Annotated in this window: 22 protein-coding genes; 6 read left to right on the top strand and 16 right to left on the bottom strand. The window is 59.3% G+C overall.

Going from position 1 to position 24,198, the window contains the following annotated elements; translation table 11 throughout:
- Nucleotides 1-50: 50 nt before the first annotated feature.
- Nucleotides 51-1,199: a 6-phosphofructokinase gene (locus AC24GY_RS06500; protein ID WP_422317657.1), complete on the top strand. Its 1,149-nt coding sequence runs from the start codon at nt 51-53 to the stop codon at nt 1,197-1,199.
- A 28-nt stretch (nt 1,200-1,227) separates the two neighbouring features.
- Here the strand turns inward: AC24GY_RS06500 and AC24GY_RS06495 are convergent, their stop codons facing one another.
- Nucleotides 1,228-2,337, bottom strand: a complete 1,110-nt coding sequence (locus tag AC24GY_RS06495) for an alpha/beta hydrolase family protein (RefSeq protein WP_487681314.1) — start codon at nt 2,335-2,337, stop codon at nt 1,228-1,230.
- Nucleotides 2,338-2,404: 67 nt separating this feature from the next.
- Here AC24GY_RS06495 and AC24GY_RS06490 point away from each other — a divergent pair, with 67 nt between their 5' ends.
- Nucleotides 2,405-3,118, top strand: a complete 714-nt coding sequence (locus tag AC24GY_RS06490; RefSeq protein WP_487681312.1) for a LamG domain-containing protein — start codon at nt 2,405-2,407, stop codon at nt 3,116-3,118.
- Between the two features lie 43 nt (nt 3,119-3,161).
- Nucleotides 3,162-3,593, top strand: coding sequence for a DUF5069 domain-containing protein (locus tag AC24GY_RS06485; protein WP_487681310.1), 432 nt, complete (start codon nt 3,162-3,164; stop codon nt 3,591-3,593).
- Here AC24GY_RS06485 and AC24GY_RS06480 read toward each other — a convergent pair whose 3' ends face one another.
- The 8 genes from AC24GY_RS06480 to AC24GY_RS06445 all read right to left on the bottom strand — a co-directional run bounded on the left by AC24GY_RS06480 (nt 3,594) and on the right by AC24GY_RS06445 (nt 11,740).
- On the bottom strand, nt 3,594-4,841 hold the full coding sequence (locus AC24GY_RS06480; RefSeq protein ID WP_487681309.1) for a C39 family peptidase: 1,248 nt from the start codon (nt 4,839-4,841) through the stop codon (nt 3,594-3,596).
- A gap of 36 nt (nt 4,842-4,877) precedes the next feature.
- Nucleotides 4,878-6,350: an NADH-quinone oxidoreductase subunit N gene (locus tag AC24GY_RS06475; RefSeq protein ID WP_487681308.1), complete on the bottom strand. Its 1,473-nt coding sequence runs from the start codon at nt 6,348-6,350 to the stop codon at nt 4,878-4,880.
- Nucleotides 6,351-6,357: 7 nt separating this feature from the next.
- Nucleotides 6,358-7,818 carry a complex I subunit 4 family protein gene (locus tag AC24GY_RS06470; RefSeq protein ID WP_487681306.1) on the bottom strand — a complete coding sequence of 487 codons (1,461 nt, stop codon included), beginning with the start codon at nt 7,816-7,818 and terminating at the stop codon, nt 6,358-6,360.
- 12 nt (nt 7,819-7,830) lie between these two features.
- Nucleotides 7,831-9,711 carry an NADH-quinone oxidoreductase subunit L gene (gene nuoL, locus AC24GY_RS06465; RefSeq protein WP_487681304.1) on the bottom strand — a complete coding sequence of 627 codons (1,881 nt, stop codon included), beginning with the start codon at nt 9,709-9,711 and terminating at the stop codon, nt 7,831-7,833.
- A 9-nt stretch (nt 9,712-9,720) separates the two neighbouring features.
- On the bottom strand, nt 9,721-10,038 hold the full coding sequence (gene nuoK, locus AC24GY_RS06460) for an NADH-quinone oxidoreductase subunit NuoK (protein ID WP_487681302.1): 318 nt from the start codon (nt 10,036-10,038) through the stop codon (nt 9,721-9,723).
- A complete protein-coding gene (locus tag AC24GY_RS06455; RefSeq protein ID WP_422317639.1) occupies nt 10,035-10,613 on the bottom strand; it encodes an NADH-quinone oxidoreductase subunit J family protein in 579 nt (192 codons plus the stop codon). The genes nuoK and AC24GY_RS06455 overlap by 4 nt, the downstream gene beginning before the upstream one ends.
- Nucleotides 10,613-11,158: a NuoI/complex I 23 kDa subunit family protein gene (locus AC24GY_RS06450; RefSeq protein WP_422317637.1), complete on the bottom strand. Its 546-nt coding sequence runs from the start codon at nt 11,156-11,158 to the stop codon at nt 10,613-10,615. The genes AC24GY_RS06455 and AC24GY_RS06450 overlap by 1 nt, the downstream gene beginning before the upstream one ends.
- 174 nt (nt 11,159-11,332) lie before the next feature.
- Entirely contained in the window at nt 11,333-11,740 is a 408-nt protein-coding gene (locus AC24GY_RS06445; protein ID WP_487681299.1) for a ComEA family DNA-binding protein, read from the bottom strand.
- A 325-nt stretch (nt 11,741-12,065) separates the two neighbouring features.
- Between AC24GY_RS06445 and AC24GY_RS06440 the strand changes: the two genes are divergently transcribed.
- Both AC24GY_RS06440 and AC24GY_RS06435 read left to right on the top strand, forming a co-directional pair.
- Nucleotides 12,066-14,375, top strand: a complete 2,310-nt coding sequence (locus tag AC24GY_RS06440; protein WP_487681297.1) for a hybrid sensor histidine kinase/response regulator — start codon at nt 12,066-12,068, stop codon at nt 14,373-14,375.
- 46 nt (nt 14,376-14,421) lie between these two features.
- Complete coding sequence (locus tag AC24GY_RS06435; protein WP_422317631.1) at nt 14,422-14,853, top strand: hypothetical protein; 432 nt, start codon at nt 14,422-14,424, stop codon at nt 14,851-14,853.
- A gap of 6 nt (nt 14,854-14,859) precedes the next feature.
- Here the strand turns inward: AC24GY_RS06435 and AC24GY_RS06430 are convergent, their stop codons facing one another.
- The 4 genes from AC24GY_RS06430 to AC24GY_RS06415 are packed head-to-tail and all read right to left on the bottom strand — an operon-like array spanning nt 14,860 to nt 18,484.
- Nucleotides 14,860-16,050 (bottom strand): sialidase family protein, encoded by a 1,191-nt coding sequence (locus AC24GY_RS06430; protein WP_487681294.1) that lies wholly within the window; start codon nt 16,048-16,050, stop codon nt 14,860-14,862.
- A 7-nt stretch (nt 16,051-16,057) separates the two neighbouring features.
- Nucleotides 16,058-17,299: an MFS transporter gene (locus AC24GY_RS06425; RefSeq protein WP_487681292.1), complete on the bottom strand. Its 1,242-nt coding sequence runs from the start codon at nt 17,297-17,299 to the stop codon at nt 16,058-16,060.
- 4 nt (nt 17,300-17,303) lie between these two features.
- Nucleotides 17,304-17,753, bottom strand: a complete 450-nt coding sequence (locus tag AC24GY_RS06420; protein WP_487681290.1) for a hypothetical protein — start codon at nt 17,751-17,753, stop codon at nt 17,304-17,306.
- Nucleotides 17,726-18,484 carry a creatininase family protein gene (locus tag AC24GY_RS06415; RefSeq protein ID WP_487681288.1) on the bottom strand — a complete coding sequence of 253 codons (759 nt, stop codon included), beginning with the start codon at nt 18,482-18,484 and terminating at the stop codon, nt 17,726-17,728. Before AC24GY_RS06415 ends, AC24GY_RS06420 begins: the two co-directional genes overlap by 28 nt.
- A 72-nt stretch (nt 18,485-18,556) precedes the next feature.
- Between AC24GY_RS06415 and AC24GY_RS06410 the strand changes: the two genes are divergently transcribed.
- Entirely contained in the window at nt 18,557-20,113 is a 1,557-nt protein-coding gene (locus tag AC24GY_RS06410; protein WP_487681286.1) for a phospholipase D-like domain-containing protein, read from the top strand.
- An 8-nt stretch (nt 20,114-20,121) separates the two neighbouring features.
- Here the strand turns inward: AC24GY_RS06410 and AC24GY_RS06405 are convergent, their stop codons facing one another.
- The 3 genes from AC24GY_RS06405 to AC24GY_RS06395 all read right to left on the bottom strand — a co-directional run bounded on the left by AC24GY_RS06405 (nt 20,122) and on the right by AC24GY_RS06395 (nt 24,183).
- Nucleotides 20,122-21,372: an SGNH/GDSL hydrolase family protein gene (locus AC24GY_RS06405; RefSeq protein ID WP_487681284.1), complete on the bottom strand. Its 1,251-nt coding sequence runs from the start codon at nt 21,370-21,372 to the stop codon at nt 20,122-20,124.
- Between the two features lie 81 nt (nt 21,373-21,453).
- Nucleotides 21,454-22,140 carry a hypothetical protein gene (locus AC24GY_RS06400; RefSeq protein ID WP_487681282.1) on the bottom strand — a complete coding sequence of 229 codons (687 nt, stop codon included), beginning with the start codon at nt 22,138-22,140 and terminating at the stop codon, nt 21,454-21,456.
- A 96-nt stretch (nt 22,141-22,236) separates the two neighbouring features.
- A complete protein-coding gene (locus AC24GY_RS06395; protein ID WP_487681280.1) occupies nt 22,237-24,183 on the bottom strand; it encodes a RecQ family ATP-dependent DNA helicase in 1,947 nt (648 codons plus the stop codon).
- Nucleotides 24,184-24,198: the final 15 nt, after the last annotated feature.

The raw sequence follows: 24,198 nt of genomic DNA, 5'->3' as shown, positions 1-24,198 counted from the left end.
CGCGCAGAGTGCTCGCTAAGCAGAGAATCCCCCATTTTCCATTTTCTCCCATGAGCGCCACTTTCCCCGAACAATCCGTCGCCGTCCTTTTCAGTGGTGGTGACGCGCCCGGCATGAATGCTTTTCTGCGTGCCATCGTGCGACTGGGCCTGAACCGTGAAAAAATCGCGGTGCTCGGCATCCGAGACGGTTACCGCGGCCTCGTCCGTACGGCACGTGCTGTGAATGATGATGCTGAAGCTTTGGTGCGCCTGAAAAAGGACATCGCCACCCACACGGGCCGAGCGGGTCTGATCTCCGAGCAACTGCACGTCATCCAGATGGACCACGCGAGCGTGAGCGGCATCATGGGCAAAGGCGGCACCATCCTGGGATCCGCGCGCTGCCTGGAATTTCACGAGAAGAAGGTGCGTGAGAGCGTGCTCAAGCTTCTCAAAAGCCTCAACGTGCGCGCACTGGTCGTCGTGGGCGGAGATGGCTCGCTCACGGGTGCCCGGCTGCTGGCGGAAGAAAGCGATCTGCGCGTGATCGGCATTCCTGCGACGATTGATAACGATCTTCAATTTACTGACATGGCGCTGGGAGTCGATACGGCGGTGAACACGCTGGTCTGGGCGGTGGATCACTTCATCGACACGGCACGCAGCCACCGCCGGGTGATGGTGCTGGAAACGATGGGTCGCGCGAGCGGAGATCTGGCGCGGATGGCCGGCCTGGCTTCCGGTGCGGAGATGATCGTCACCCCGGAATCGGGTGCGCTGAACGAGGAGGCCATGAAGAAGCTTGCGGCCAAGATCGAAGGCGCGATGACGCGCGGACGCGGTCACGCCATCGTGCTGGTGGCGGAAGGCGTGGAGTTTGATCCGCCGCAGAAGCGCAACCGCGCCTACGTGCTGATGGATGCCTTCCAGCAGTATTTCCAACGAGCTGGCGCCCCCTTCCCCGACCTCGAAGTGCGTCCTTCTGTGCTTGGTCATTTGCAGCGCGGCGGCCACACCACGCCGCAGGATTGCATCCTTGCCGCACGCTTTGCGGATTGCGCATGGACCAGCATCCAGCAGGCGGACGGGGGCAGCGGCATCACCGCCCTGCGCAAGAACGTCATCGAAATCGTGCCTTACGGCGAGCCTGACATGCCGGAGCGCGCGGCCTTCTCCCGTGAGATGGAGCGGCTGCATGATGATTTGAGTTCTTGGTAGCCCAGATGCGCCTGAGCGCAGCTTTGACCTACTTGGCTAGATTTCCGTTCTTCACCCAGCGGTCCATCCATTTCACCGTCTTCTCCCACATGTCCGGCAGATACACGTGGCCGACGCCGGGGTAGATCTTGTTTTCAAAAAACTCAGCCGCATTCAGGCCATTAAGAAGATAGATCTGGCTCACGATCTTGCCGATGTGGCGCACGCCATCGGTGGGTGAGCCATTGTCTTGATCACCGGTCATGAAGAGCATGGGGCGTGGTGCACCGAGGGCGATGACGGCTTCGGTGTCGAAGTGTTTGAGCATGCCGGGGACGAAGTAATAAATGCCGTGGGCCTTGAGCATGCCGGCGCGGATGAGTTCTTCATAGCGCGTCATGCAGCCGACGCACACGGCGGCGCGGGGGCGGTCATCCAGCGCCATGATCCACCAGCTGCGGGTGGAGCCCATGCTGATGCCGGTGACGCCGATGCGCTGAGCATCCACCTCGGGCCGCGAGCAGAGGTAATCGAGCGCGGTGAGATCATCGCGAATCATCATGCCCCAGAGCGTGCGACCGGCCCAGAGATTGAATTTGGCGGCGGTCATCTCGCCATTGCCGCCTTTCTGCTGCGGGCCGTCGGGGCCCTGACCGTTGCGCTCGCCGAAACAAGGGGCGTCGATGCCGAGGACGACGTAACCGGCCGCGGCCAGCGCAGGGCCTGCGGGGACGGGTGTGGCGTTCGTTTGCAGGAGCTCCTGTTTGCCAACGTCGTACTGCCCGCCATGCCAGTGGCAGTAGAGAATGGCCGGGGCCTTGCTCTGTGATGTGGCGGTCTTCGGCACAAAGACGTAGCCTTTCACAATTTCGCCTGCGCCATTGTCGAACTGGAGGGTCTCCAGAGTGTAGCTGCCTTTGTCTTCGCGAGTGATGACTTGGAATGCGGATACCGGTGGGCGTGGGGGCAGATCACCGAGGAGTTCGTTTAATTTTGTGCGGATTTGTGCTCGCTGCTGCTGCCATGCATCGAGGGATGCTGGCACCTGCAGTGGCGGGGCGATTTTTGTCTTTGCGAGCCAGGCTTCGGCGGCGGCGTTGGATTCAGCGACTTGCATGGAGGTGAGCAGGAGAGTGAGGCAGACAGCGGTGGTGCGCATGCGCCGGTTGTATCAGGTCGGGAATTTTCGCGCAACATGGATGCGGTACTGTCGTTCACAACGGCCCATGAAACACACCTCCCTGCTCACCCTAACGCTCGCTCTTGCCGCCTTCGCGGCACGTGGCGAGGACAAGCCACTGCTCGCCATCCCAGGCAAAGTCATCTATGAAAACAAGCTCACCGACGGTGCAGGCGCTCCGTGGAAAGCGGCCAAGGGCAAGTGGGAGGCGGTGGATGGTGTGCTGCGCGGCTCTGAGCTGGAGGCTGACAAGCATGGTGCGGTGACGCGCCTGCCCAACAAGCTGAAGGACTTTGTCATTGAGTATGAGTTTAAGTTTTCAGGGGCCAAGAGCACGAGCCTTTCGATCAATGCCGTCAAGGACCACATGGCGCGCATCATGATCACGCCGAAGACGGTGGCCATCCAGCGTGATGACAACGACCATGAAGGACCGGACAAGGCGGTCGTCTTTGCCCGTTTTCCCACGGAACTCGGCGAGGGCTGGCACAAGGTCCGCCTGGAAATGGTGGGAGACAAGATGCTGGGCAAAGTGGATGACCTCGTGGCCTGGGGTGCCAGTGACCTTTTCCTGACTGAGAAAGCCAGCCCCGGATTCACGGTGAGCGGCCAGTCGGTGGATTTTCGTAACTTTTCACTGACTGAAGCCACGCTCAATCCTGCGTGGGAAGAGGTGAAGGCCACCCTGCCGAAGCCCGGTGAAAAGGTGGCTGCTGCTGCCAAACCGGCTGGCAAAGGGAAGAAGAAGAAGGCGGAATAAGGCGGCGAATTGACTTTGCCATGCGTCCTCGTTAAAAAGGCGCATGGCATTTCCCATTCGTTCTCCTCGTGATCTGGTCGGCGGCATTGCCGTCTTCGGGCGCATCCTCGATAAAATCCGGCTCAACGCCAAGGAAGGCAAACTGCCCGACGGCTATCACCTGGGTTACCTGAGTGGGAGCCGCACCTTTGACGAGCGTGTGTGCAAGTTTCTCGGAGTGGATTTCTATGATCTGTCAGAGCGCACGCTGGCAGGTGGAACGGACGAAGAAATCCTGGAATGGTGCTGCCTGAATGGCAACCGGCCGACGGCAGAGCAGATTGAAATCTGGAACGGCTTCATGCACAAGCGCGGCTGGCGCGATGCCGCCAGTGAAGGGCTCATCAAGCAGCGGGCCGAGGCTGGTCTGGCTCATCGCGAAGACCTGGTGACGTTCTTTGACATGATGGATGTCGAAGAAGGACGTGCGCCCTGATCAGAACCCGCGTGGTGCCATGGAGTAGAGGCCCAAGGTGACATCGTAGGCGTCGAGCAATGTCATGCGCTTCAGCTCATGACCTGCGCCCCAGGAGTCTGTGAAGAGCACCTGATTCTTGGCCAGGTTATAACCAATGACCATGCGCATGTGGCCGCCGCTGACCTGGCCGTCACCCGGCAGCGGTGGATCTTCGGGCTTCTGGCCAAGGAATAAACCCCAGAGCAGTGGCACGCCTTTGTCGGTGTATTCCTTGATGATGGAGAGGAACTCCTTCTCTGAGACACGGCGCTTGCCTCTGGAATAATACTGTTCGGGATTCACCAGCGGTTTGAAAATCACGTTGAAGGCGCCATCGATCTTGGCGAGGCTCTTCTGCATGGTGGTGATATCAGCGCCGCTTTCACCATCGATGCTGACGAGTTTGGCCATCTCGTGCTGGTCACAGGGAATGCGCATGTATTCAAAGAGGCGCTGGCAGCTGGCGGCGACGCAGTAGCCTTTCTGTCCCTGATCCACCATGGGGACGCCGGAAATATAGACATCACCTTCAGGCGTCTTTTTCACACGCTGGAGCAATTCCATGCGCTGAACGCCGGTGGCCATCTTGCCCATGCTCCAGTCGGCCTGATTGGGTGCGGCGAGTTTCAGGCGCAGGAACTCGGGCTTGGTGACTTTGCCGGGTGCATTGTATTCGTTGTATTCGAGCAGGGCGACACCGCCGGGCGAAGTCCAGTTCCAGCCGGTGACGGGCAGCGCGGCATTGGAGGACAATATCTGGCGCTTGGGAGCGACCTTCATCACCTGGCCGAGGTTTTGACCGATCAGTTTGAAAATGCGGTCGAATTCCGCCGTGGTGATATCGCCCGAGTCGCCGCGATTGTAGAAAGAAATCGTGGCACGAGCAGCCTTGCCGTTCACGAACTCCAGAATGGCTTCCTCCAGTTTGATGGAACCGCCGAACATGGTCAGATTGGTCTCCGCGTTGCTGAACATGTGACGGGAGAAGCGCGCGCGGTCCCTGGCACTGCTCACCCATTCAAACTGCGGGGGCTTCTGCTGCTTTTCCTGATCTTCGAGCTTCAGCACGTAGTGCTTTTCCATGTCTGACGCACTCCATTTCCAGAGATCTGCGAAATTCAGCAATGCATCGAGATTGGCGGAGAGCTCGGGAAGCTTGCGCTCCTGGGCTTGTGCCGGCAAGGAAAGGAGACAAGCGAGGATTGCCAGACTAACGCCACGGTTCATGCAACGGTTTTAACCGCTGCGCCCCATCCAAGTCAATCACTTCGCCACAACAGCAGGGCGATCTGATGTCAGCACGTTCTGGAGGGGCTTGGGATAGACACCAAGGATCAGGATGACGAGAGCCAGGGCACCTGCGACGGCTTTGGCGGGACCTGAGAAGGTCAGCGCGGGGACGTCGGTGCCTTCGGTGGTGTACATCGCGAGGATGGTCTTGAAGTAGTAGTAGAAACCGGCGGCGGCGGCGATGACGGCGCAGCTCATGGCACCCCAGTAGCCGTGATCGGCGAGGCCGAGGAAGACGAAGAGCTTGCCGAGGAAACCGGCAGTGAGCGGCAACCCGGCGAGCGAGGCGAAGGAAATGGTCATCAGCAACGCGAGCAGCGGATTGCGTTTGGCGAGTCCGGTGAAGTCCTTGATGTCTTCGCCAAGGCCGTTGGCGCGCATGAGGCCGAGACCGAGGAAGCCGAGGACGGTCATGGGCAGGTAGGTGGCGAGATAGAAGGCGACGACACCACCGGAGGAGAGATCGAAGCGGGCGCTTTCGCGGCAGGCGAGTGCGAGGAGAAGGTAGCCTGCGTGGGAGATGCTGGAGTAGGCAAGCAGACGCTTGACGCTGGTCTGGAACATGGCGGGCAGACTGCCGAGCAGGGCGGTGAGCGAACCGATGACGAGCAGGAAGCCCTGGACCTCGCTGCCAATGATGGAGCCTTCGGCCATGAAGGCGTCCAGGGCACGAGTGAGGACGACGAAGCCAGCGGCTTTAGAACCGACGGAAAGGAAGGCCGTCACAGGAGTGGGAGCGCCCTGATAGACGTCCGGAACCCACATGTGGAAAGGAGCGGCGGCGACTTTGAAGCCGAGACCGCAGAGCAGCACGGCGGCACCGAAGAGAGCGGTGGTTTTGCTGGTGGCAGGATTGGCGAGCGCCTTGGCGATGCCATCGAAGCTCATGGTGCCGGTGGCGCCGTAGATCCAGGCGATGCCATAGACGAGGACACCGGTGGAAAGAGCGCCGAGGATGAGATATTTAACGCCGGCTTCGAGGCTGAAGGCGCTTTTGCGTGCAAAGGCGACGAGGACGTAGAAGGAAACGGTGACGAGTTCGAGCGCAACAAAGACGGTGACGAGGTCACGGGCGGAGGCCATCCACATCATGCCGGCGCAGACGATGAGCGGCAGGCTGAACATTTCGGCCAGTTTGCCATCGACAGTGAAACGGGTGAGGTAGGGGGCGCATTCCAGCGTGAGCCAGAGCACGAGAATGGTGATGACGAGCGCGAAGCCCTTGTAGAAGAGGGCGAGGCTGTCGAGCTGATGCCAGGGCTGGATGAAGCCGGGCAGGCTGGCAGAGTCGTGCGGCGCGATGGTCAACAGCACGAGCGCGATGGCGGCGCCAGCGATGGCGGTGAGACCGAGAGTGCGACGGGAGATGTCGGGCTTGAAGGCCTCCAGCAAAAGGAGGAAGAGTCCGAGAATGGCGAGGCCGGCTTCGATGGTGAAAACGCTCATGGCAGGACTACAGCGCGGATTTCATGAGGTTGAGCAGCAGCCAAGGGCAGCAGCCGGTGACAAGCAGCGTGGTGGCGAGCATGATGAACGGCACGCGCTGGGAGAACACAGGATCGATCATGAAGAGGCCTGTGGCAGGACTGCCGTGGAAGATGCTGCGGTAGGCGCGCAGCATGTAAACTGCGGACATCACCACGCCCCAAAGCGCCAGGATGACGGTCCACTGCAAATTGGTCAGGACGCCTGCTTTGAACTCGGTGAAGTTGCCGAGGAAGATCAAAACTTCGCCGGCGAAGTTGGTGAGGCCCGGAAGGCCGATGGAAGCAAAGGAACCAAAGGCGAACAGCACCGTGAACGCTGGAGCATGGGTGGCGAGGCCGCCGAGCTTGTTGTATTCCAGAGTGCCAAGCTGATTCCGCATGCGACCGCACAGACCGAACAGCAGCGCGATGGAGATACCATGTGCGAACATGAGGATCACCGCACCTTTCAGCGCGATCTCGGTTCCTGCGGCAATGCCGAGGAAGATGTAGCCCATGTGCATGACGCTGGAGTTGGCCAGAGTATTGTCGAGGCGGCTCGCATGGATGGTGACGAGGCCCATGACGAGGATGTTGCCCAGCAGCATCAAGAGCAGTGCGTTCTGCACCCATTCCACATGAGCTCCCTGAGGAAGCAGCGGAAGCGCGATGCGGATGAGGCCGTAGAGACCGAATTTTTTCAGCACGCCGGAATGAAGCATGGCCACGGGTGTGGGTGCTGTGGCGTAAGCCGGTGCGGCCCAGCTATGGAAGGGAAAGAGGCTGACGAGGGAACCAAACCCAAGAAGGAGGACAAAGAAGATCTGCGCCTGCTTGGCATCTGGCAGAGGAGTGAGCTTGGCCTGACTGCGGAGGGCTTCGAGATCGAAGGTGAGCTTGGAGCCGCCGCTGAATTCAAGCACCAGCCACACCAAACCAGCGAGCAGCACGAGACTGCCGACACCGAGGTAAATGGTGGCCTTCCATGCAACGGCCTTGCGCTGGGCAGGCTCGGCACGCCCGTGCAGCGCGATCATGAGGAAGGTCGGGATCAACGCGAGCTCATGGAAGGCGTAGATGAAGAAAACATCCGTGGTGAGGAAGGCCCCAAGCGCACCACCGCCGATGAGCAGCGAGGAAACGTAGAAGATCGGGGGACGATCCTCAATCTGCCAGATGGCAGCGAGCATCACCAGCGCGGTGAGCAGGGCGAGGATGATCGAGATGCCATCCGCACCGACGGCGAAGCTGAGCGATGGATTTTCGAGGATCGGGCGGGAATGGGTGAAGGCGAGACCCGTTTTGCCCCAGTATTGAACCGCCGTGTAGAACACGAGGATCAGATTGATGAACGTGGCACCGAGGGATGCAGCGCGGGCAGGCGCACCGAGCCAGATCGCCAGAGCGGCGAGCAGCGGGAGTGCGATGATTAGTTCAAGAACGCTCATTCAGTTTCTCCATCAATGGCCCATGCGGGGCAGCACAAACACGACTAAATAAATCACAGCAATGACGCCACCGCCCAGCAGGAAGGTGTAGCCTTGCAGATGGCCGCCCTGCAGAAGACGGGTGGCGGCTCCGAGACGGGCGACGATCGCCGTGGGCAGGCGGGCGATGAGGCCATCGACCAACACACGCTCCAAGGCGGTGACGATCCAAGCGAGGCGGTCCTGGCAGATGCGGACGATGACGGCGTAGATTTCGTCGAAGTAGAACTTGTTGGCGAAAAGCTTGATGCTGAGCGGGTCCTTGTCCTTGCCGCGATAGAGGTAGATGGCGCCGCCGGTGCCAAAGAGGAATGCCAGGATGGAAGCCGCCAGCACCGTGGTATGGGGCGGCTCATGCGCCGGCTTGTAGGCCTGCAGCGGCGTGGCGAAGCCGTCCCAGGCGGAGAAGATGGAAAAGACCGCCAGCAGGACGAGAGGAAGCAGCATGATCACAGGCACCTCGGTGGCATGATGCGCAGATTCAGTGCGGGGCTTGCCAAAGAAGGCGATGATGACCAAACGCATCATGTAGAACGAAGTCAGCAGCGCGGTGAGCGAGGCAGAGTGGAAGAGGATGCTGCAGCCGCTGTCATAAGCCGCGCCGAGGATGGCTTCCTTGCTGTAGAATCCGCTGGTGATCCATGGAAGGCCCATCAATGCCAGGGTGCCGATGAGAAAGGTCCAGAAGGTGACGGGCATGTGCTTGCGAAGGCCGCCCATCTTCCAGATGTCCTGCTCATGGTGGCAGGCATAGATGACGGCACCGGAGCCGAGGAAGAGCATCGCCTTGAAGAAGGCGTGCGTGTAAAGGTGGAACATGGCCGGATGGCCGGGGTTCGGGCCGTGCGCCTCGTGGCCGTGCTGGGCGGCCATCGCCACGGCACCGACGGCCATGACCATGTAACCGAGCTGGGAGAGAGTCGAATAGGCCAGCACACGCTTGATGTCGTTCTGCTGGGTGGCCATCAAGGCCGCCAACAAGGCGGTAAAGCAGCCGATGCCAGCGATGATTTCCGCCGCCAAGGGCGAAGCCTCAATGAGGAAGCTCACGCGCACCAGCATGTAAACACCTGCAGCGACCATGGTGGCGGCGTGGATGAGGGCGGAGACGGGGGTGGGGCCTTCCATGGCGTCCGGCAACCAGACATGGAGCGGGAACTGGGCGGATTTACCCACAGCGCCGAGGAAGATGCACAAGGCGGCCGCCGTGGTGAAACCTGCGCTGTAACCGGGTGCCCCGGGAGCCAGCGGGCCTGATTTGAAGGCCGTGGCGAGATCATCGAGGTTCACACTGCCGTGGTTGGCCCCAAAGAGCAGCAAAATGCCGATCATGAAACCGAAGTCGCCGATGCGGTTGGTGAGGAAGGCTTTTTTGCAGGCTTCGGCGGCGCTGGCCTTTTGATACCAGTGGCCGATGAGCAGGTAGGAGCTCAGACCGACGAGCTCCCAGAAGATGAACATCATGATCAGGTTTCCAGCCAGCACGATGCCGGTCATGGAGAACATGAAGAGGGAGAGAGAACCGAAGAAGCGCGGCTTCGCATCGTCGTCCTTCATGTAGCCGAGCGAGAAGATGTGCACCAGCATGCCGATGAAGCTGACGATGAACATCATGCCCCGGCTCTGTTTGTCGATCAGGACATCGATGCCTGCATGGAAATGGCCGCCGACATCGAGGAAGGGCAGGAGGAGCTTGTTGTCATCTTCAGCCGCCAGGAAAAACAGGCAGGCGATGAAGGAAATGATCGAGGAACCCACCGAAATGAGCACGGAGGCCCCTTTGAGCTGACGGTGGCCCAGAAGGATGACGAGCGCCGAAAAGAATGGCAGCAGTAGGATGATGCTGGCGTGCATGCGGGCGCGTTATCCTTGAAGTTTGGTGACGGACTCCACATCCACGCTCTGCTTGGAGCGGAAGAGAGCCACGATGATGGCGAGACCCACGGCCACTTCAGCAGCAGCCACGGTGATGGTGAAGAACACGAGCGACTGCGCGGTGTAATCCGGCAGGCCGTTGACAAGATGAAAGCGGGTGAAGCCGACGAGAGCGAGATTGGCAGCGCTGAGCATCATCTCCAGGCACATGTAGACGATGATGATGTTTCTTCTGGCAATGACGCCAGCGAGACCCAGAGAGAACAGCATGCCGCTGACAACGAGATAGTGGCCAAGGGTGATCATGGGGCGCTCCTTTCGCGTTTGCTGAGAACGACGACACCGATCGTACCGACGAGCAGGAGCAGGCCGATGACTTGAAGGTGGAAGCCGTATTGATCAAAAAGAGTGAAGCCGATCAGCTTGGCATCAGGCAGCGTGCCTGTTTTGAGATCGTTGGTAATCGTGGGAAGCGCCGCTTTGCCGATCTTTCCGGCCGCCTCGGCCAGAGCCAGGGGGGTATTTTGCGAGGTTTTATTCGCCAGTTCGGTACTGCCGACAACTGCAATGATCTGCAGAGTGAGCAACACCGCCAGCAGCACACCGGACACGATCGCGGGGACATTGATTTTCTTGCCCTCCTCCGTCTTGATGTCCAGCAGCATGATGATGAACAGGAAGAGCACCATCACTGCGCCGGCGTAGACGAGAATCTGGATGACTCCTATAAAGTAAGCGTCAAGGCTGAGGAACAGCGCGGCGAGGCCGACGAAACTGGCCGCAAGCGCGAGAGCGCAGGTGACTGGATTGCGACCGGTGACGACCAGGAAGCCGAAGCCCAGGGTGATCAGTGCAAAGAGATAGAACAGCAGAGGGGGCATTACTTGAGCTCGTTCCACTTGTTCACCAGCCCCACGCGCTGGCCGCCGATTTCATAGAGGCGCTTTTTGTTGTGCACCATCTCCTGGCGTGAGAGACCGGTGATGGCGTAGTCCTTGCGCAGGAAAATGGCCTGCTCCGGGCAGACCTCCTCGCACATGCCGCAGTAGATGCAGCGAATCATGTCGATGTCGAATTCCTTGGGCCGCTTTTCGACCTTGGCCCACGGATCATCGCTGGGGATCTCACTGGGGATGATTTTGATGGCCTTGGGCGGGCAGATGAACTCGCAGAGCTGGCAGCTGACGCAGCGCTCGCGGTCGTGCTCGTCCGTGACGAGGGCGGGGGCGCCACGGTAGTGTTCGGGCAGATGCTCGTCCCACTTCTGCTCCGGGTATTCCATCGTGACCTTGGGCTTGCCCCCGGCAATCTGGAGGAAGGTCTTGATGCCGTGCCCAATCGTGATTTTCAGCCCTTTCAGCAGCGTGGAAATGAACCAGCGTTCATGCCAGGCAAGTTTGGGACGTTGTACAATGATAGTGGCCATGTATGAGCAGGGAACCGCAGGAGAACCGGGTTTGATTATCCGAACGTCCCGCAGTGCGGCAACCGCTATTTGTGAAAAATTTCACAAGGCCGGGCCGGAATCCCAAAATCAGGCCGAAATGGGCCTTGAATCGCCTGAATGAGCGGCAGGGGCTCCAAAGCTCCCCTCTGCAGGCTATTTGGGGCTCGGAGCGTCCGCTTTTTTCGGCGCGGCCTTTTTCTTGGCGGGAGCTTTTTTCTCCGGCTGGGGAAAGCCTGCCTTCGCATAGGCGACCATTTGAGCAAAAATGCCCTCGCCGATGCCATCGACACTGACCACGTTGGTCACATCGGCCAAGGGGCGGGCTTTTTGAATACCCTTGGCGCGCACTTCACCAATACCGGGAATCGCCATGAGTGCCGCCAGATCACCCTGATTCAGCAAAGTCAGCAGCTGGGCTCTTTCCTGGGGGGCCAGTGTTTTGGCTACAGCCTCCACCTTGGCCGAGGGTTTCTCCGGACTTTTCTTTGGTGGGGAGGTTTCAGCAGCAGAAAGAGAGAAGCTGAGAGCTAGAGCGGCGAGAAATGCGAGAAAAGATTTCATGAGAGAGATTTTGTGAAGTGCCCGGCAAGGTTATTAAAAGAATACGCGGAATGGCGAGCCAAATTTTGACAGGTCTCTTTTTTTCAGAGGCCACTATGCCCAATTGAGCGATGCGGGGAAACTAGACTGAACAAAGGCACTGATGTAAGTTTCTATGTTTCAGTAAAGCACGGCCCTGTCAGTACAAGCAGGCAAGGCATCCTGGCAAAATGCCGTCCGGACCGTGAGTCATTTCTGGCAAATTCTCACCAGTCGAATAAAAGGACTTAGAATTCCTATGGCGTTTCTAATTCATATCGGTTAGAATAATGGAACTAACGGGGAAATGACCAATTCTGACCGCATTCGTATATTAATCGTCGAGAACGAGGGCCTCGTGGGCTGTGACATGGCCACGACTCTTGGTAAACTCGGCTATGTGGTGGTCGCCATCTGTGCTTCTGGGGAGGAAGCACTGGAGCGGCTGGATGAGTTTCGGCCTGATCTGGTCCTGATGGACGTGCACTTGGCGGGACAGATGGATGGGATTGACACTGCCCGTGAGCTGCAGAGCCGCAGCCGCGTGGCCATCGTCTATGTGACTGCGTGCGCGGATCTGGACACCGTGGCCCGCGCTCGAGGAACGCACCCGCATGGCTACTTGCTCAAGCCGTTTAATCATGACGAACTGCGCCTTGCCGTGGAAGTGGCTGCGCAGCGCCATTTTGAAGAGAACGAGCGTCAGCGGCGTGAGCACAGCTACTTTGAGGCCTTTCAAAGCCTGGCTGATGGCGTGATCGCCGCAGATCTGTCTGGAGGCGTGGTGTTCATGAACCCCTCCGCCGCCCGTGCCACGGGCTGGAATGCGCAGGAAGCCGTGGGCCGCTCCTTGAACGAAGTTTTTCGTATTTATCAGAGTACTGGTGAGCCCGCCGAGATTCTCTCAGCGGAGTCAGCCACGCAAACCGCTGAGCGCACGGTTTATCTCACGACCCTGGCGGGTGAACGCGTGCCGATCCAGGACCGTACGGCACCGCTGCGTGATGCGCAGGGCCAACTGACCGGACTCATCATTCTTTTCCGAGCTGCGACTGTGCCAGCGCCGGTGGAAGCCGCGCCCATGCCCAACCGCAGCACTGCGCCGCTGGTGGATGTGGTGGAAAGCATTTCCGACCCGCTGTTTGCTCTGGATGCCCGCTGGCGGGTGACCTATGCCAACGCGAGCGCGCTGCGACTCTTTGACCGCAACCTGCAGAACATGCTGGGTCTTTCATTGTGGGACATCATGCCCAGCGCCACGCGCGAACTGCATCATGAGGCCTTTGCCCATGCCATGCTGCACCGTGAGACGGTGAACCGTGAGCTTTACCTCGACGAAAAACAGATCTGGCTGGAACTGCGCGGTTACCCCTTTGGTGAAGGCCTGCTGCTCCTGGTGCAGGATGTGACGGCCCGGCGCGAGGAAGCGGAGCGCCGCAACCGCATCGACCGCCTGGAATCACTCGGCCTGCTGGCGCGTGGCTTTGCCCACGATTTCAACAATCTGCTCACCGTGCTGCTGGGCAACATCTCGCTGGCCGAGATGCGCCTGCGCAATGCCATCACCCTGCCTGAACTGCACACGGCCAAGCAGGCCACGCTGCAGGCGCAGAACCTTGTGCAGCAGCTGCTGACCTTCGCGCGTGGTGGTGCGCCGATCAAAACACAGATCCGCCTTGGCGATCTCATTGAGACCTTCTTTACGCATCATACGCGTGCGAATCGAGTGGAGTACCGGATCGAAGTGCAGCCCGGCCTGCCGCAAATAGCCATTGATGGTGCTCAGATCCGCCGCCTGCTGAGCAATCTGATCCGCAACGCCGAACAGGCGCAGCCGAACGGCGGTGAAATCACGGTGCGCTGCTTTGCTCCTGATCACGCCGAGATGTTCCCCGGTGAAATGGTCGCCGACACGAACTTCCAGCCCTCCGGTCTCGCGATCGAAGTCGAAGACAAAGGCGAAGGCATCACGACGGAGCATCTGCCGCATATTTTTGAGCCTTACTTCAGCACCCGCAAGGCTGACAACGCGACGGGTCTGGGCCTCACGGTTTGTGAATCCATCGCGAAAGCCCATGGGGGCTCGCTGACCGTCAGTTCCGAGCATGGCAAAGGCACCACGGTGCGCTTCTACCTGCCGCTGGATTCTGATGGTGAGGAAGCCGATGCCTTTGGCCTCAGCAAAGTGTTCGATGCAGCACCGGAACTGAACGCCGCCAATCCGCGCATCCTGGTGCTGGAAGATGATCCGCTCGTACGCTCGTTGATTGTCCGCAATCTCACTGGCAACGGCTTCGATGTGGCTGAGAGCTCCGAAGGCAGTGAAACGGTGCGCATGTATCAGGAAAGCGTGACCCAAGGCCGAGCCTTTGACCTCGTCATTCTCGACCTCAGCATTCCCAATGGCATGGGTGGGGTGCGTGCGATGGAAAAGCTTCGTGCCATCGACCCTGAAGTCTTTGCCATCGTTTCCAGCGGCTACTCGGATGATCCCGTCATGGCCAATCCAGCCGCCTACGGTTTTGCCGCCGTGCTGCCAAAGCCCTATGAACCTGCCGACATGCTGCGGCTGGTGCGCAACATCCTGGCGACACGTGGCATCCGCCGCGCTTCGTAAGCGGGGCTTGCGTTGACAATCGCGTCTGGTTTGAGAAAGAACCTACATGCGCGAACAGGACCTTCTCGACAAGCTCAGCAAGATCGAGCGGCTTTATGCAGGTGCTGCGACTCCCGGTGAGAAGGAAGCTGCTGCCGATGCCATCCTGCGCATCAAACGCCGACTGGGGGAGACCGCCAAGGTTGAGCGACCGATTGAGTACAAATTCACCCTTGCGGATGGCTGGTCGAAAAAACTCTTCACCGCCCTGCTGCGCCGGTATGAGCTCAGACCGTACCGCTATGCGCGTCAGCGGCGGACCACGGTCATGGTCAGAGTGCCCCGCAGTTTTGTGGACGAAACGCTGTGGCCAGAGTTTCTTGAACTCAGCAAGGTGCTGCAAACTTACCTCGATGAAGTGACCGAACGGGTCATATCCAGTGCCATCCATGAAAATGAGGGCGAGGAGGAAGTCATTGCGGGGGAGTATCTGGGCTGATGCAGGCTATTTGTCATCTTTCCAAAGGATGCGCGCGGCATAGACGCTGTTGTCAGCGCCATACTTGTTGTCGGGCTTGATGACGATGTCCGGGCCGTTCTTCTGCATCCACTCGGCCACGGTGACCCAGGTTTCGTTTTCACTGACCTCGCACACGCCGAAGTTTCCGAGTCGTGCGCCGCGTTCCGGCACCAGGATGCGTTCGGTTTCGCGTTTCACGGTGAGGCTGGCTTTGTCCACCTCCGCCATGAAAAGCGGGGCGCGATGGCGGAAGACGTGATCGTTGTTCGCGCCTTTGCGGGTGTAAACGAGGTAGAGATGGTCTTTGTGCGCCACCCAGTGCTGCTGGGTGTTGTAATTGCCCAGATCGCCGCCGTCACTCCAGTCCCAGCGCTTCGGTTCGCTGAAGTGCAGGCCGTCATCGCTGACACACACGTAGCCTGCGGTGTCATTGCGCAGGGTCAGATAGAATTTCCCCGCGCAGCGGATCAATGAAGGCTCATACACACCGCGTCCTGATTCCAGTGCGAGATCATTGCCCTGCTCAATGAAGCGCAGTGTGCTGCCGTCAAAGCTGCAGCGCAGCACGGTGACGCGGTAGTATTTATCTCCTTTGGCTTTGAAGTAGATGGGCAGCAGAATGTCGCCATTCTCCAAATCCACCCGCTGCACACAACCTGCGCCTGCATTTTCAAATTTCGGATCTGAGGGCATCGGCAACGTGGCCCATGGCGTCCAGGTGGACTTCTGCGGATCATAGACGGAGAAGCAGGTTTCGCGGGGGCGTTCGTGAATGACCTTGTCATCAGAATAACGCACGGTGTGGCCGATGCCGAGGAGTTTGCCTGACTTGGCATGCCACTTCGGAGTGAAGTCACAGGCGGCTACGATCACGCCAGCCGGTTCCGCACGCCGACCCAGGGTGTTCGTGTGCTCGACTGGCGGGGTCCACGTCTTGCCGAGATCGGAGGTGCTGACATGGTTCAGCGCATAAAAGACATCGCTGCCGGTGAGCAGCAGCTTCTGCATGGTCAGCACGACCTGCGGAGGGCTGCCGGGGATGGCGCCTGCACGAGGGTGCACCCAGCACATGGTACCATCGTAGCCTTTGGTGATTGTTTCGAGCTTCAGTTCATAGGGCTCGGCGGCGTGCAGCAGCGAAACGACGAGCAAGGCAGGAATCAGCAGACGAATCATGGCCCACTCAACGCAGCGCAGCAGCCGGGTCCTTCGACTTTTGCGTGTCCCACAGGAGCTTCATGGCGATGACGCCGAGCCAAGGCACAAGACCAGCCATTGCCATGCCGAGATCAAAGGACTTCGTTTCATCCACCAGCCTGCCGAAAAGCTTGTGCATGGGCGATGAGACCGCCCATACCCAGGTACTGAGCAAGCCGGTGAGCCTACCCACATGCCGGTCGGAAAGCTCCTGCACAAAGCTGTAGTAGCACGGGAACAAAGCCAGCGCACCGGCACCGACGATGAGGATGGCCCCCATGAGCGGCCAGCCTTTGGGCAGCCACAGCAGGAGCACGCTGAACGACGTCATGAAACAAGCGCCTGCATACACCCAACGCCGTGCGCCGTGAGCGGAGATGGTGAACCGCCGGGCGAGCCAGAGTGAGATGATCCCAGCGGCGATGCAGCCGATGTCCGTGCCGATGTAGTAGGCGGAATTGAACGCCAGTGCTTCTGTCTCTGAGTAACCACGGCCTTCCTGCATGAACTTGGGCAGCCAAACGCGGAAGAGATGCCAGCAGGTCTGCGCACCGAAGATTAAAATGGCCAGCGCCCAGAAGCGGCCGCCCCGAAGAATGCCCCACATGCTCTCGCGTTTCGATGGATCATCCTCCACCACCACATCCAGATCATTTTTGCGCATCGACACGAACCAAAGCACCACCCATAGCAGTCCGATGAAGCCGATGGCTTCAAAGGCCAGACGCCAGCTGGAAAGCTCGTCCGTCATGAGCCAGATCATCAGCGGGGGTGTCACCACAGCACCGATGGACGCCCCGCTTTGCAGCACGCTGTTGCCCATGGTGCGGTCTTTTGGCTGCAGCAGTGCGAACGTGGTCTTCAACGCACAGGGCCAGTGGCCTGCTTCAAAGAAACCCAGCAGCACACGGCAAGACAGCAGCGGCCAGTAGCCTTCCGTTTGTGCGGAGGCAATGCCCATGAGCGACCAGCCGCTGAGCACCACGGGGTAGAGCCAGTAAATGCGAAAGCGGTCCGCCAGAAAGCCGAAGACCAGCGATCCCACCGCAAAGGCCCAGCCGAAGGCCAGCTCCATGTCGCCATACTGCTCCTGCGACAGATGGAACTCTTTCGTTACGCGCGTCGAGGCATTCGCCAGCGTCTGGCGGTCCATGTAATTGATCGTCGTGGCCAGCAGCAGGAGGCCGCAGAGATACCATTTCCAGAGGGAGGAGCGTTGTGCAGTCATACATTCACCATTTGATTACCTTCCAGCATTTCCCTGCCTGGTCGAAAAAGACCAGCGCATGATAGTTGCATTCGAACCCAAAGTTAACGACCCGTGAAGACTTGTTGAAAGCCGCCGGCAGCACTTCTCTCTCGGCTGCGGTAATCTCCAAGTCCTTGGTCTGTTCATGCAAATCAGAAATCGAGCTGACAACCTCGGGCTGAGGCTCGCTGGCTTTACGCCAATCAGCTTCATGCGCATGTTCATCCCCCAGCTTGTCGATACGATCACGAATCCGAGACCATACTGCATCCATGGGATTCGAAACCGACTGAATGGTTTTGTGTTGGACACATGCCATGGGAAGAAAGAGCGCAAAGCCGCAGAGACACCCTTTCCATGTAGAGCGAGGTTTGGAATCCACAGGCAATTGTTTTATTCTTTCGGTTAGCCTTCCCATGTTTTCCCATCCCATGCAATCACGCGTTCCAGCAGCTTCACGACGGACTCGCTGAAGCATTGGAACAGCACCTCGCCTTTTTCGGCGGTGGCGGAGCGGGGATCGCCGACGTGGCCGGGCTCGCTGCGGTCGGGCATGATCCAGCCGCGGGAGGCGGGTTCGAAGGCGTTGCCGAAGGGGACATCCGTTGTCTTGGTCAGATCGACGACGAGTTCGGGGCGGAGGCGGAGGACCATGCTGGTCTCCCATTCGCAGGCGTGGCCCATGACGCGCTGCTGGATGGAAGGATCACGAGTCCAGGGTTCGGCGCCGAGGTTCCAGTAGGTGGCGAAGAGGAGCAGCAGATCACTGCGATCCCGATATTTCTGCCGGGTCTCGAAGACAGCCTGTTTGCCAGGGATGTCGTTGCCGCCGTGGCCGTTGAGGAAGACGAGGCGTTTGAAGCCATGGGCGATGAAGTTGTCCATCAAGCCGTTGAGCAGATCGAGATACAGCCGTGGCTCTGCGGACAAGGTGCCGGGGAAGTCCATGTGATGGTGCGAATTTCCGAGCCAGGTCAGCGGCGCAATCAACACCCGCTCTCCCAGGGTGACCTCGGTACGGCGGACGAGTTCGTTTGTCAGCATGCTGTCCGTAAAGACGGGCATGTGCCGGCCATGCTGCTCCAAGGCGGCAACGGGAAAGATGACGGGGGTGTTTTTGTCCAGGGCGGCCACAGCGGGCCAGGTGAGATCAGCTAAAAGCATCCGATTAGAACGTCATTCGCGATTCGTTTTTTGATGGACTTGCATCTTTGTTCCGCACTGGAATCATGCCTGATGAAATTATGGCCTCGTCTACTGCTTGGCGGGACACTCATTCTGCTGGCAGCTTGCGGGACCTCCGGTTCGAAAAATGGCACACTCCCCACGGTGGGATTTGTCAGTCAGGAAACCATCGCGCACGCCTGCCGCCAGCACACGGTGCACCGCAAGGGCACGGCTGGATTTGAAATGCTGGAGGATGGCCGCGAATCCTTCCTGGCGCGTCTGGCCATGGTGGAGGCCGCGCAGCGCACGCTGGACGTGCAATATTACATCTGGAGAGACGATGTGGTCGGCACCACCTTTGCCGACCGCCTGCTGGCAGCCGCCGACCGAGGTGTGAAAGTGCGCCTGCTGCTGGACAACACCACCGACGCCCAGGTGGAGGTGCGCTCTGCGGCGCTGGCGGCGCATCCCAACATCCGTGTGGCCTTCTTCAATCCGATGACCGACCTCAAGGGCATCTTCGCCGGAAACCCCATTCCGGTGATCGGAGAGATCGACCGCATGCAAAGCCGCATGCACAACAAGCTCATGATCGCGGACGGCACCCTCGTCATGGGCGGCGGGCGCAATCTTGGAGATGCTTATTTTGGCATTGATCGCCGTCACAACATGCGGGATTTGGATTTCATCGCCGCAGGGCCGGTGGTGGAAGCTGCTGCCAGGTCTTTTCAGCTCTTCTGGCGCTCGCCGCTGACCCGCATGGGCGATCAGACAAAAATCACTGATCGTGATCGTGAAGAACTCCATGATTTGCGCCGGCACATCGCACGCAAAAAACGCACGCTCGCCGCGAGGAGCGGCCGCCCCTTCCCCCTCTCTCTGAGCCGGGCGGAGTCACTGGACACCCTGCACAACATCGTGAGCCGCATGATCTGGGCTGAGTACGAGTTTGTGGCAGACCCGCCAGAGCGCATGATGCGCCAAGGACAAGTAGCCTCACCAGTATGGCGCAAAATTGAAACTGCCGTTCGCAAGGCCAAGTCGGATGTGGTGATGCATGCCGCTTATTTCATTCCCCAGGAAGACACGCTGGAGCTGCTGAGAACGACCACCGCACGCGGTGTGCAGGTGCAGGTGCTGACCAATTCCCTGGCTTCCATCGACGGGGTGGCCGCGATGGCGGGGATCGCAAACCGTCGCGCCGACGTACTGGACAGCGGAGTCAGCCTTTTTGAACTCAACTCCCATGCGGCAGACCGTAAAGACTACATCCATGCCCGCAGACTCACGCCGCTGGGCATGCACACGAAAGGGTTCGTCATCGATGACCGCCTGTCGTTCATCGGCTCCTACAACATGGACCCGCGCTCCCAATACATTAATACGGAGACGGGGGTGATCGTCCACAGTCCGGCCTTCGCAGCACGCTTGAAGGCCTATTTGCTGAAGGGTTTGCAGCCGGAGAACAGCTGGCACATCACGCGAGATGCCAGCGGCTCGATCCTCTGGACAGGGCAGCTTCCCAATGGCTGGCGAACCGTGCGACGCATCGAACCCGGCACGTCGCTGGTGCGCCGGCTTGAGTATTGCATCTACCGCTGCCTGCCCTGGGAAGATCTGCTCTGAGTGCCGCCTCAGCGGATTTCTTCGACCTTGATCGTGTGCGTGACGGGCTTGATGAACTTGCGGACGTTGGCGTCCTGCTTGGCATGCTCATCGGCGAGCTTTTTCTTCAGCTTCGTCAGAGCCACGGCCACTTTGGGATCTTCGGCCGCTTCGGCGGCGATCACGCGCATGTGGGTGACGAGATTTTTGATCAGGATCGTTTCATAGCTCTCCTTCTGGGTGATGGCGTTGGTCAATGCGGCAAAGTCATTATCAAAAGGTGTCTTGGTGAACTCGGCGGCTAGATTAACGCCTGCTTCGAGCTGCTCGCGGCTGAATTCCTTGCTCTGGGTGCCCCAGGTGACCTTGGCCTTGGCGCTGCCGAGGTTCACCACCTTGAGAGTGAATCGGTTGAGGTCCTGATTGAAGCTGGTGAAGGGCAGGATGCTGCGATTGCTGCCTGCTGAGGATGGATCTGCGTCGAAGACAAACGGCCACTTCGTGCTTTCCAGCGTGACGCTGCCGAGTTGCAGGCCTTTAACCGTGTGACCGGTGCTGGCGGTATTGGGGCCTTTCATGTCGACCGTGACGCGACCGATGTCGCCGTCAAAGCCCAGCGCCTTCAAAAATGCCTGCGCCATCAAGAGCTGGCCCGCTGGTGCCGGATGGAAGCCGTCACCGCCAAAAGGACCGTACTCTTTGCCCAGCGCCGCCTTCGACTTGGTGAGAGCGCTGATCATCGTGTCAAACACGTTGGCAAAGGGCTGCTTGTTCTCTTCGGCGAGTTTCTTGGCGATGTCACGCAGGTGGGAGAGGTTGTCGTTGTAGTCCTGGCCGGTGACGTTTTTCTTGAAGTAATCCGGGTCCACGCCGCCGGGGGAGCCGATGGCCATGACCTTCACGCCGACCTTTTTCATGCCATCGATCACCGCACGCATGTTCTTCTCATACTCAGCGCCGATCTCGGGGGCGTAGGGCTTGTAGCTGGCGTCGTTCATGCCGTAGCAGGTCGTGGCGACATTCGGATTGAACACCGCGAGATCGTTTTCGAGGCGTGCCGCGAATCCGCCAGCGCGTTCGCCGCTCCAGCCGAACTGAAACACCTTGATATCGCTGCGCCCGGTGCAGGCCAGCAGGTAGGTCTCGATGTATTTGGAGTAGATCTTCTGCTCCGTGATGCTGTCACCAATGACGGCGACACGGGCGTTTGGCGGCAGCAGGGATTCCGCACGCAGGCTGGCTGCGGCGAGGAGGATGCAAAGAAGCGGGAGAATGCGCATGATGGTTGAATTGAGAGAGGGACATACCTCCAAAAAAGGGGAGTTCTGGCAAGGAATTGTTTCACTCGAAGGATTCCGCATTCAGCGGTAGCCGTCCTTCATCCAGACAAAGGCGCAGGAGAGACTCAAAGCTGTATGCTGGCTTACCATATCGTAATCATAGCCATAACCGTCGATCTCGCCTTTAGCCAGGATTCGAAGGAGAGTTACAGACTGCTCCAGATGCTGGATGGTTATGGTGGGAATTTCGTGAGGCGGCTTGGCTTTGCACAAAACATTCTTTGCCGCCTCCATAGCATCCGCCTGTGCAAAAAAGGCAGATCCAATATTTCTGGGAATGGTGAATGTTCCTGAACTGACTCCACTGGCCTGCCGGACTGTCATGTATGCTGGCATCAGGGATTCAAACTCCATCGTCGCTTTGGCGAGCGCATTGATCGCCGGTTGATAATGTGGGTCCAACCCAACATCCTGAAACGCGGCTGCAAGGGACGGGGTCTGAAGGTTCTTCCCCGCCGGAATCTTGCTTTCGTCCGTCAATCCATTCACCACCATGATGAAGCGGTAGAACCGCTCATGCCCATAAACCTCTCTGGCCACATCCCTGAGCAGCATACCGCTTTTCAACACGATCAAAGTTGTCTTGGGTGCTGGAACTTCACTGACCGTCACTTTCGGCAGCGGAGGAGAATTCCGACCACATGCCGGGAGCATCAGGGCGATGACGAGACAAGCGGACAAACCGCAGATGCTCCATTTAAGTTTCATTGAGGAAAGTGCGCCGGTTTCAGATCAGGCCAGCAAAATTCCAAGCAAACCTATGCAGCACTTCCTCGCTGTATATTCCCGTTATTGACGCGCTTCCTAGCTCAGAATGGATTCCGTCTGCGCGAGGACATCGCCAAAGGGAATGCGCTCCAGCAAACCGAAGCTGGGATGTCTGCCAAGGCGCTCACGCGTGGTGGCAGGGCTGGTGAGGCCGCAGAGGAAGCGGGCGAGCTGGCGCGATGAGCGCAGCGCGGCTTTGCGCTCGGCGATGACCTCGTGAATGGCGGCGACATGCTCGACAGTGATCGGCGGCGGCTCGGACTGCGGGATTTCGCGTGGCGATTCGTCGGTGATGCCTTTTTCGCGCTCTTTGCAGCTGGTGCAGGTGCCGCAATCGGCGGCCATTTCTTCACCGAAGTAGTGCAGGAGCCAGCGGGTGAGGCAACCGCGATGCTGGGCGAAGGCGAGCACTTCGTTCAAGCGCTCTACATCGCGACGTTCGCGATCCGCAAAGAGCTGCTGCATCTTTTTGGTGATCTCCTTGGGGTCACGGCGATGCGCGTCTTCGGACAGCCGATATTTCTGGCGGCTGCCGCTGGGCTTGAGTTCGATGTCGCCGGATTCCTGCAGCCAAGTGAGTGCTTTGAGCACGCGGTCACGTGGTTCATTGAGTTCGGCGGCGGCTTCGTCAGGATTCAGCGTGATCCACTTGGTGCCGCGTTTGCCGCATTGAAACAACAGGCGGAGGAATGCCTGGCGCTCGGGTTTATGGCCGGAAAGGATGCGCTGCTCCGGCTGGATGAAGCGGAACTGGTAGCTGGCGTAAAACGAGCCGAGCGGACGCAGGATGCCTTCGAGTTCGAGGTTGGTGATGACCGTCTCGATGACCAGCGGGCGAATGTCCGTGGCATGGGCGAGATCGTACATCGAGATGTCGAATTCCGCGCCTTGGAGCAGCAGATGATCGAGAAGCTGGCGGATGGCCTGCGGCGTGGGGGTGTCGCCAAAGGTGAAGTTTTCCAGCACGATGCAGTCGTCCGCGCAGGCGAGCAGCTCGCAGACGGAGACCTTGCCATCGCGACCCGCACGGCCGGTTTCCTGGGAGTAGTTTTCGAGGGTCTTGGGCAGGTTGTAGTGATAGACGGCGCGGATGTCCGCTTTGTCGATGCCCATGCCGAAAGCGATGGTGGCGACGATGACATCGGTCTGGCCGTTCATGAAGGCATCCTGTGCGGCGTGCCGGTGCTCGTCCGGCAAACCGGCGTGATAGGCGAGAGCGTTCACGCCATTCTTCTGCAAATGCGTGGCCACATGCTCGGCGGTGTTTTGCAACGTCACGTAAACGATGGAGGGGACCTTGCGCTTCAGCAGCAGCTTGGTGAGCACGGGCAGGCGCTGCTGCGCGGTGCAGGGCGTGATGCGGAAGTGCAGATTGGACCGCAGGAAAGAGGTCTGCACATGATCCGCAGGCTCAATGCCAAAGGCCTTGCGAATGTCTGCCGCGACTGAAGGCGTGGCGGTGGCGGTGAGGGCGAGCACGGGCTTGATGCCGAGCTCCTTCGCGACGAGTGCCAGGCGCAGGTATTCCGGGCGAAAATTGTGACCCCACTCGGAGATGCAATGCGCTTCATCGACCGCCATCATGGAGATGCGCAGACGCTTGAGGCGCTCGACGAAATTTTCATTCATGAGCCGCTCCGGGGCGATGTAGAGCAGCTTCAGCGTGCCATTGCGCATGTCGTCAAAGACCTGCGCCGCTTCATCCGCTGAAAGTGAGGAATCCAAGCGTGCTGCGGCAATGCCACGTGCGCGCAGCGCCTGCACCTGGTCCTTCATCAGCGCAATCAGCGGCGAGATGACCAGCGTGACACCTTCCATCAAAAGCGCCGGGAGCTGGTAGCAGAGCGATTTGCCCGCGCTGGTGGGGAACAGCGCGAGTGCGCTTCTTCCTGCGAGCAGGGCCTCCATCACCTGCTCCTGTCCCGCACGAAAGGCCTTGTGGCCAAAGTGCTGTTTGAGGGCGGCGTGGAGATCGTGAGGCATGCGCACTCATGGCAC

Source organism: Prosthecobacter sp. Pr1 (assembly GCF_057652315.1).
Note: the sequence above shows the minus strand (reverse complement) of the source record. Positions and strands in the feature narration are given on the sequence as shown.